The organism is Pseudonocardia hydrocarbonoxydans, assembly GCF_006539565.1.
GTDB classification, from domain to species: Bacteria; Actinomycetota; Actinomycetes; order Mycobacteriales; family Pseudonocardiaceae; genus Pseudonocardia; species Pseudonocardia hydrocarbonoxydans.
Map to the genome: position 1 here is coordinate 41,619 of NZ_BJNG01000045.1, position 8,791 is coordinate 50,409.

General features: G+C 75.4%; 7 protein-coding genes and 1 pseudogene. 2 read left to right on the top strand and 6 right to left on the bottom strand.

Going from position 1 to position 8,791, the window contains the following annotated elements; all coding sequences use genetic code 11:
* Positions 1-256: 256 nt before the first annotated feature.
* Both PHY01_RS23535 and PHY01_RS23540 read right to left on the bottom strand, forming a co-directional pair.
* Positions 257-856, bottom strand: a complete 600-nt coding sequence (locus PHY01_RS23535; RefSeq protein ID WP_141282008.1) for a hypothetical protein — start codon at positions 854-856, stop codon at positions 257-259.
* A 99-nt stretch (positions 857-955) separates the two neighbouring features.
* A complete protein-coding gene (locus PHY01_RS23540) occupies positions 956-3,277 on the bottom strand; it encodes a sodium-translocating pyrophosphatase (RefSeq protein WP_141282010.1) in 2,322 nt (773 codons plus the stop codon).
* A 273-nt stretch (positions 3,278-3,550) separates the two neighbouring features.
* Here PHY01_RS23540 and PHY01_RS26720 point away from each other — a divergent pair, with 273 nt between their 5' ends.
* Together PHY01_RS26720 and sftH are read left to right on the top strand one after the other, a co-directional pair.
* Positions 3,551-4,462: a serine hydrolase gene (locus tag PHY01_RS26720; RefSeq protein ID WP_170183950.1), complete on the top strand. Its 912-nt coding sequence runs from the start codon at positions 3,551-3,553 to the stop codon at positions 4,460-4,462.
* Between the two features lie 45 nt (positions 4,463-4,507).
* Positions 4,508-6,925 carry a DEAD/DEAH box helicase gene (gene sftH / locus PHY01_RS23550; RefSeq protein WP_141282012.1) on the top strand — a complete coding sequence of 806 codons (2,418 nt, stop codon included), beginning with the start codon at positions 4,508-4,510 and terminating at the stop codon, positions 6,923-6,925.
* Positions 6,926-7,324: 399 nt separating this feature from the next.
* Here the strand turns inward: sftH and PHY01_RS28040 are convergent.
* The 4 genes and pseudogenes from PHY01_RS28040 to PHY01_RS23570 form a co-directional block, all read right to left on the bottom strand.
* Positions 7,325-7,654 (bottom strand): annotated as a pseudogene (locus tag PHY01_RS28040) (Rv3654c family TadE-like protein); the annotation flags it as partial.
* Complete coding sequence (locus tag PHY01_RS23560) at positions 7,651-7,965, bottom strand: TadE family type IV pilus minor pilin (RefSeq protein WP_218030306.1); 315 nt, start codon at positions 7,963-7,965, stop codon at positions 7,651-7,653. The gene PHY01_RS23560 and the pseudogene PHY01_RS28040, both read right to left, overlap by 4 nt.
* 17 nt (positions 7,966-7,982) lie before the next feature.
* On the bottom strand, positions 7,983-8,174 hold the full coding sequence (locus tag PHY01_RS23565) for a DUF4244 domain-containing protein (RefSeq protein WP_141282014.1): 192 nt from the start codon (positions 8,172-8,174) through the stop codon (positions 7,983-7,985).
* Between the two features lie 33 nt (positions 8,175-8,207).
* A partial coding sequence (locus tag PHY01_RS23570; protein ID WP_307723984.1) for a type II secretion system F family protein occupies positions 8,208-8,791 on the bottom strand: 584 nt, incomplete at its 5' end.

Below are 8,791 nucleotides of genomic sequence, written 5' to 3' on the forward strand. Positions count from 1 at the left end.
GGCGGTCGAGGGCGTGCGCGTGCGCCGGCCGCCCCCCGCCTTCGGGGCGCCGGTGTCTGCACCGGTCTCGGTCGTCGTGCTCGTCGTTCCGGTCGTCACGTTGGTCCTGTCCTTCGTGGCTGCGCGGGGGGCCCGCCCACGCAGTATGCGTGCCCGTACTTCCGGCCTACACACCGATACCGGGCCTGCCCACCCACGCAGGGTGTCGCCTCGGTCACACCGGGGCGCTCGTGCCGGGGGAGCGTAACCACCGTTGTCAACCGGCCCGGCGCCCCCAGCACCGTGGCCAGTCGCCGTCGGGGACCCCCGCCGGGGCCGGTCCGACCAGTTCGACCAGCCGCTGGACCCGCCTCGTGCCGCTGATCCGCAGCGCCGTGCCCCCTGCCACGCGGGCGGGCGGGATGCCGAGGCGGGTCGTGGCCGCGAGCAGCGGGAGGTGGGTCTGTGGCGCCTGCGGATCGAGCAGGAGCAGATAGCCGCCGCGTTCGTCGGGGCGGCCCGCGACGAGGGCCCAGAGCCGCAGCGCCGCGCCGTCGAGCTGCCAGCCGGGCGGCACCGTCTTGACGGCCGGGCCGCCGGTCAGCCAGTCGGCCGCCAGCCCGACGAGGTCGCAGCGGAAGGCACTGCGGACGGCGACCTCGCCCGTCGCGGTGGTGACCGCCCGCACCGGGACGCCGGTGGCGGTGCACGCGGCGACGACGGCCGGGACACGCCCGGCGTCGAGCGGGACGACCGAGAGCCGCGCCTGGTCGCCCGCCCCGAAGCGGGCGATCCGGCCCGGCCCGCAGAGCAGCCCGGCGAGATCACGCACCCCCGACGGGCGCGTGCCCGCGGAGAACAGCGACAGCTGCGGCACGGTGCGCAGGATAGAACACACGTTCGACCAACGGGGGTCCCGGCACGCCGGAGGCCGCCCACCCGGGGGTGGACGGCCTCCGTACTGCGGGGGAGCGGGTCAGGCGACCGCGCTCTCCGCGGGGGTGTCGGTGATGGAGGTCGACCGACGCTTCGAGACCACGACGGCCCCGACGATGATCGCGACCGCGACGAGCGCGATGGCGATGCTGACGACCGGGTTCGCCGTGGTGCCCACGGACAGGGCCACGACGGCCGGCGCGATGAGCACCGAGACCAGGTTCATGACCTTGAGCAGCGGGTTGATCGACGGGCCCGCGGTGTCCTTGAACGGGTCGCCCACGGTGTCACCGATGACGGTGGCCTCGTGTGCCGGCGAGCCCTTGCCGCCGTGGTTGCCGTCCTCGACGAGCTTCTTCGCGTTGTCCCACGCGCCACCGGAGTTGGCGAGGAAGATCGCCATCAGGGTGCCGGTGGCGATCGCGCCGGCCAGGTAACCGGCCAGCGGCCCGACGCCCAGGCCGAAGCCGACGGCGATCGGGGCGAAGATCGCGAGCAGGCCGGGGGTGGCCAGCTCACGCAGCGAGTCGCGGGTGCAGATGTCGACGACGCGGCCGTACTCGGGACGGACCGTGCCCTCCATGATCCCGGGGTTCTCCCGGAACTGGCGGCGGACCTCGAACACGATCGCGCCCGCGGCCCGGGTGACGGCGTTGATCGCCAGGCCCGAGAACATGAACACGACCGAGGCGCCGATGATCACGCCGACGAGGGTGTTCGGGGCGAACACCTGGTAGGAGAAAGCGGTGCCCGCGTCGGCCAGGGCGACACCCGCGTCGGCCAGCGCCACCGTGATCGCGTCACGGTAGGAGCCGAACAGCGCGGTGGCCGCGAGCACCGCCGTGGCGATCGCGATGCCCTTGGTGATGGCCTTGGTGGTGTTCCCGACCGCGTCGAGCTCGGTGAGGATGTCCACGCCGGGGCCCGACACGTCGCCCGACATCTCGGCGATGCCCTGGGCGTTGTCGGCCACCGGGCCGAAGGTGTCCATGGCGACGATGACGCCGACCGTGGTGAGCAGGCCGGTACCGGCCAGCGCCACCGCGAACAGGGCCACCGTGATCGAGCCGGTGGCGAGGGTGAACGCGCCGAACACGGCCGCGCTGATGACCAGCGCGGTGTAGACGGCGGACTCGAAGCCGATCGAGATGCCGGACAGGATGACCGTGGCCGCACCGGTGAGCGACGATCGGCCGACGTCCTGGACGGGCTTGTCCTCGGTGCCGGTGTAGTAGCCGGTCAGCCAGAGGATGGCCGCGGCCAGCACGATGCCGATGAGCACGGCGACCGTGGCCAGGATGCGCGGGTCGGCGCCCGCCATGTCGCCGACGACGGTGAGGTCGGTCGGGTTCGTCAGGCCCTCGAAGCTGTTGGGCAGGTAGACGAACGCCGCGACCGCGCTGAGCACGGCGGAGATCGCCGCGGAGATGTAGAAGCTCCGGTTGATCGTCTTGAGGCTGCCCTCGTTCGGGCGGGTGCGGGTGATGTAGACGCCGATCACCGCGGTGACCACGCCGATGGCCGGCACGATCAGCGGGAACAGCAGGCCCTGCAGGCCGAAGGCGGCGGTGCCGAGGATCAGCGCGGCCACCAGGGTGACGGCGTAGGACTCGAACAGGTCCGCGGCCATGCCCGCGCAGTCACCCACGTTGTCGCCGACGTTGTCGGCGATGGTGGCGGCGTTGCGGGGGTCGTCCTCCGGGATGCCCTGCTCGACCTTGCCGACCAGGTCGGCACCCACGTCGGCGGCCTTGGTGAAGATACCGCCGCCGACACGCATGAACATGGCGAGCAGCGCGGCGCCGAAGCCGAAGCCCTCCAGCACGCGGGGTGCGCCACCGGCGTAGACCAGCACGACGACGGCCGCACCGAGCAGGCCGAGGCCGACGGTGAACATGCCGACGACGCCACCGGTGCGGAACGCGATGCGGGTGGCCTTCTCCCGGCCGCCCTCCTCGCGCGACGCCGAGGCGACCCGGATGTTGGCCGCCGTGGCCAGGCGCATGCCGAGACTGCCGATCGCCGCCGAGAACAGCGCGCCGATCAGGAAGAAGATCGACCGGCCGATGCTCTCACCGATGTTCGCCGCGGGGAGCGCGAAGAGCAGGAAGAACACGATGACGACGAAGACGGCGAGCGTCTTGAACTGGCGGTTGAGGTACGCCGTGGCGCCTTCCTGGACCGCACGGCCGATGTCCTGCATCTTGGGGGTGCCCGCGTCCGCCGCGAGCACCTCCTTGCGCAGGACGAAGCCGACGGCCAGTGCAGCGAGGGCGACCACCGCGACCACACCGACGATGATGTAGTCGTTCGACGCGAGCGCGATGGAACCCGCGTCCGCGGCGAGGGTGGACCGAGACATCCGTCCTCCTGGTTCAGTGGATCACTAGGGCCAGGGGCGCAGACGTCGTCCCTGGCGTCTTCACGAGTCCGTCTCCGCAGGTAGGCGCGGTGGCGGGCGGGTGCAGTGTAGATGTGTGACCCACGACGCGTTGCGGCGGAGGTGCTCGATGCCGACCGGGCAACGATAGGGTCACGAAGTGCCCCGATCGCGTGTTCGTGTGAACACGGCGGCCGTGTCGAACGTGGGCACCGTGTGACTCCTCGTGCCCGGCCGGTCGCGGCCGGTGGGTTGATGTGCGCCTGCATCGCGGTGATCTGCCTCGCGATCCCGCTGCTCGTGGCCGACGACGGGCCCGGCGTCACCGTTGCGGCGCGGCTCGCCGTGCCGTCATCGGCTGCCCCGTCACCGGTCGACCCGCTGCCCGGGTGGGCCCCGCCCGAGCTGCTCACCGCCCCGGTGGACGACGGCAGGGCGCAGGCCGCCGTCGACGCCGCGCAGGCGGCCGCGTCCGCGACGACCGAGCTCGGTGTGGCGGTGCTCGACCGGGTCACCGGCCGGACCGCGGCGGGCGACCGCGGTGACGAGCCGTTCTACACGGCGTCGCTGTCGAAGCTCGTGGTCGCCGTCGACGTGCTCGACCGTCGCCGCACCGAGGACCTCGCGGTCACCGACGACGACCTGGACCTGCTGCGCCGCGCGCTCGGCCCCAGCGACGACGCCGCGATGAACCAGCTGTGGGTCCGTTTCGACGGCCCCGGCGCGGCCGCGCGGGTCGGTGCCGATCTCGGCCTGACCGGCACCACGGCCCCTGCCGACCCGTCGCAGTGGGGTGAGATGTCGGTGCCGGCCGTCGACCTGCTGCGGCTCTACGACCATGTGCTCGGCGGGATGCCCGACGAGGACCGGCTCGTCGTCGTCGACGCGCTCTCGGCCGCGCCGGCGATCGCGGCCGACGGCTTCGACCAGGCCTTCGGTCTGCTCGACCCGGTGGTGGACGGGCCCGGCGCGGTGGGAGCGCAGGCCAAGCAGGGGTGGATGTGCTGCTTCTCGGAGCGGTACTACCTGCACAGCGCCGGGGTCGTCGGCCCGGACCAGCGTTTCGTGGTGGCGGTGCTGACCCGTGTCCCCAGCGGGCCCGGCTGGGACGCCGCCCGGGCCGAGGTGACGGCCGTGGCCGCGGCGGCGGTGCGCGCGCTCGGCTGAACCGCAGCGGCCGGCTGTCGGGGTCGTGTGCCAACCTCGGCTGCTGTGGACGGCGAACGGGAACCCCGGCCCGGGGCGGCGGCCACCGTCGACCGCGGGGAGGCGCTGCTGCGGCGGGTCCTCGCCGGAGCGGGGTCCGCGCATCCGGCGGACCTGCCGCCCCTCGGCCCGACCGGCTTCCCGATCGGCGATGACGGGCCGCTGCGCCACGTGGCGACGTTGCCCGCACGCGAGGGCGTCGTCGTGCCGTGGCCGGGATGGGTGCCCCCGCCGGTGCGTGAGGCGTTCGCCCGGCGGGGTGTCGCGGCGCCGTGGAGCCACCAGGCCGAGGCGGCGTCGCTGGCCCACGCCGGGCGCGACGTCGTGGTGGCCACCGGCACGGCGTCGGGCAAGTCGCTGGCCTACCAGCTCCCGGTGCTCTCGCGCCTCGCCGTCGACCCCCGTGCCACCGCGCTGTACCTCGCCCCGACCAAGGCGCTGGCCGCCGACCAGCTCCGTGCGCTCGCCGAGCTCGGTGTGGCGGGGGTCCGGGCGGCCGCGCTCGACGGCGACACCCCGATGGAGGAGCGCGACTGGGTGCGCGCCCACTCGCGCTGGGTGTTCAGCAACCCCGACATGCTGCACCGGTCGGTGCTGCCGCGGCACGGGCGCTGGGCGACCTTCCTGCGCCGCCTGCACGTCGTCGTGGTGGACGAGTGCCACACCTACCGCGGGGTCTTCGGTTCGCACGTGGCGCTGTTGCTGCGCCGGCTGCTGCGGGTGGCCGCCCGCTACGGTGCCCGCCCGACGCTGGTGCTGGCGTCGGCCACCGTGGCCGAGCCCGCGGAGTTCGCGAGCCGGCTCACCGGGCGTGCCGTCACGGCCGTCACCGTCGACGCCTCGCCGCACGCCGGGCGCACCGTCGCGCTGTGGGAGCCGCCGCTGCGTCCCGAGGTGGTGGGGGAGAACGGCGCAACGGTGCGGCGCCCGGCCGGGGCCGAGGCGGCCCGGATGCTCGCCGACCTCGTCGTCGAGGGGGCCCGGACGCTGGCGTTCGTGCGGTCCCGGCGCGGCGCGGAGCTGACGGCGCTGGGCGCGCAGCGGTTGCTCGCCGAGGTCGACCCCGACCTGGTCGCGCGCGTCGCGGCCTACCGCGGTGGCTACCTGCCGGAGGAGCGCCGGGCGCTGGAGGCCGCGCTCGCCAGCGGCGCGCTGCTCGGTGTGGCCACCACGAACGCGTTGGAGCTCGGCGTCGACATCGTCGGGCTCGACGCGGTCGTCGTGGCCGGGTTCCCCGGTACCCGGGCGTCGTTCTGGCAGCAGGCGGGCCGGGCCGGGCGGGCCGCCGACTCGGCGCTGGTGGTGCTGGTGGCCCGCGACGACCCGATGGACACCTACCTCGTGCACCATCCGCAGGCGCTGCTCGGCGCTCCCGTCGAGGGGTGCGTGCTCGACCCGGCCAACCCCTACGTCCTCGCGCCGCAGCTGGTCTGCGCCGCGGCCGAGCTGCCACTCACCGAGCGGGACGTGGCGGAGCTCTTCGGGGGCCCGCCCGCCGCGGCCGTGCTCGACGAGCTGGTGGCCGACGGCGTGCTGCGCCGCCGCCCGACCGGCTGGTTCTGGCCGTCGACGAGTGAGTGGCCCGCGGGCTCGGTCGACATCCGCGGCTCCGGCCCCGGGCAGGTCGCGGTCGTGGAGGCCGATACCGGACGGATGCTCGGCACCGCCGACGCGGCGTCGGCGCCCGCGACGCTGCACCCCGGCGCGATCCACCTGCACCGCGGGGAGAGCCACCTGGTGCGGGAGCTCGACCTGGACGCCGGTGTGGCTCTGGTGGTGGCCGCCGATCCGGGGTGGCGCACCGACGCGCGATCGACCGCCGACGTCGAGGTCGTGCGGATCCTGTCGCGGCGCGAGCACGGCCCGGTCGGCGTGGCGTTCGCCGAGGTGGACGTCAGTACGCGGGTGGTGGGGTATCAGCGCCGGGCTCCCGACGGCACGGTGCTGGAGACGGTTCCGCTCGACATGCCGGAGCAGACGCTGCGCACGAAGGCGGTGCTCTACGACGTCGACGAGGCCGCGCTGGGCGCCGCCGGCATCGCCCCCGGCGAGGTGCCCGGGGCGCTGCACGCCGCCGAGCACGCCGCGATCGGTCTGCTCCCGCTGTTCGCGATCTGCGACCGCTGGGACATCGGCGGCATGTCGACCGCCCTGCACCCGCACACCGGCCGCCCGACGGTCTTCGTACACGACGGCCACCCCGGCGGGGCGGGGTTCGCCGAGCGTGGCCACGAGGTGCTCGTCGGCTGGCTCACGGCCACGCGGGCGGCCATCCGCGGCTGCGGCTGCCGCGACGGCTGCCCGTCGTGCGTGCAGTCGCCCAAGTGCGGCAACGGGAACACCCCGCTCGACAAGCGCGGCGCGGTGACGGTGCTCGACGTCGTGCTCCGGGCCCTGGACGGCGCGGTCACCGGCGGCCGGTAGGTCGTTGCCGGCCGGCCCGCGGGGGCGGGGGCCGACCGGCAACGACCTGTGTGCGGTGATCCGGTCGGGGGTCGCGTCGGGGGACGCACCGGACCATCCGCAGCTCGGGGAGCGGGTCAGGACGGGACGGGGAGACTGCCCCCGTCCGGGCCCCAGTAGGCACCGCCGCGGGCCCGGGCACCAGCGGTCGTCGCCGATCGGCAGGGCGGCCACGACGAGCGCCCCGGTGGGGGTCGTCGGGCCCTCCGGGCCCTGGTCACCGGCCCGACGCGCCGTCCAGCGCAGTACCGGACCGCTCGACGGCCCACGCTCACCGCTGACCGTCGGGAAGTGCGCGCTCGTCCCGGATCCGGGGCGAGCCGAGGGCGTAATCGGGGTGGGGACGGCCGGACCGGCGCGGGCGCGGGCCGTGGCGACCGCCCGGCCCAGGACGGCGAGCCCGGGTGCGGTCTCGGTCTCCACCAGCGCCTCCCACCCGTCGAGCCGGCAGGAGCGCAGCCGGACCCCCATCCGCTCGGCGATCCCGGCCGCCCGGCCGCACGCGACGGCCGTGCCGTGGACGGCGTGCCCGGCCGCGGCGAGTGCGCCGAGGTCGGCGGCGGCCTCGGCCCGGTGCCGGGCGGCAATGCCGGAGCCGAGCTCGATGCCGATCACCAGCAGCCCGGCCAGTACGGCGACGGCCCCGGCGGCCCACACCGAGGCGACGCCGGCGTCGGGATCGTGGCTCACGGGAGCTCGCCCGGTTCGAGCACCGCGACCGCCCGCCCGCCGACCCGGAGCGGCAACGGCGGCACGGCGGGTGCCGTGACCTCAGCGAACACCTCGTCGCCGCGCACCACCAGCTCGATGCGGGCCCCGGACGGCGCGAGCCGACCGGCGATCTCCCGGCCCCGGTCCGGCTCACCGCGGGCGGCGAGGCGGGCGAGCTCCCGGGCGGCGTCGATGCAGCGCACCGACGCCGCCGTGGAGGCGATGGCCCCGACCGCGAGGGCCAGGAACAGCACCAGGCAGCACAGCGCCAGCGCGGCCTCGACCGTCACCGCACCGGCGTCGCCGGTCAGAAGGTGGTGCTGAGGGCGCGCGTGACCAGGTCGGTCAACGCCGTGACGACGCTCTCGCCGCTCACGACGGTGTAGAGGACGGCCGCGAACGCCGCGGCGGCGACCGTGCCGATCGCGTACTCCACCGTGGACATGCCGTCGTCGCGGTGGGCGAGGTCGTGCACGCGGCGGGCGAGGATCGTGATCATGGGATGTCTCCTTCGTCGGAACGGACACGGTGGTCACCACCGTGCGAGTGCCTGGCCCGCCAGGCCGATGACGACCGGGGCGATGCCGAGGACCAGGAAGGCGGGCAGGAAGCACAGGCCGAGGGGGCCGGTGATGAGCACGCCCGCGCGCTGGGCGCGGGCCTGCGCGGTGTCGACGAGCTCGGCCCGCACGCGCGCGGCCTCGGCCGTCGCCACCTGGGCCAGCGCCGCACCGGTGCCCGCGGAACGTCCGGCCGCCCGGGCGAACACGGCCAGCGCGGGGAGCTCCCGGGCGGCCTGCCACGCCTCGTCGGGGTCGGCACCGAGCTCCAGCAGCCCGGCGACGCGGCGCAGTTCGGTGCCGGTGCGGCCCGGGACGGGCCCGGCCGCGGCGGCCACGGCGGAGGCGACCGGCAACCCCGCCCGCAGGCAGACGCCGAGCAGCTCCCAGCCCGTCGCGAGTGCGGCGAGGTCGGGGGCGGCCCCGGCCCGTGCCGGCAGCCGGTGCGCGACGAGCAGGGCGCCCAGCACCACGGCCGCCCCGGTGAGCCCTGCGGCCGGTCCGCCCAGGGCGCCGCCCAGCGCGCCGGCCGCCGCGGTGCCGACGGCGATCCAGG

What these genes read in the sequence shown, in the direction of transcription:
- PHY01_RS26720 (WP_170183950.1), top strand. Translation starts at nt 3,551, where the DNA reads ATGTGCGCCTGCATCGCGGTGATCTGCCTCGCGATCCCGCTGCTCGTG.
- PHY01_RS23540 (WP_141282010.1), bottom strand. Translation starts at nt 3,277, where the DNA reads ATGTCTCGGTCCACCCTCGCCGCGGACGCGGGTTCCATCGCGCTCGCG.
- PHY01_RS23565 (WP_141282014.1), bottom strand. Translation starts at nt 8,174, where the DNA reads ATGATCACGATCCTCGCCCGCCGCGTGCACGACCTCGCCCACCGCGAC.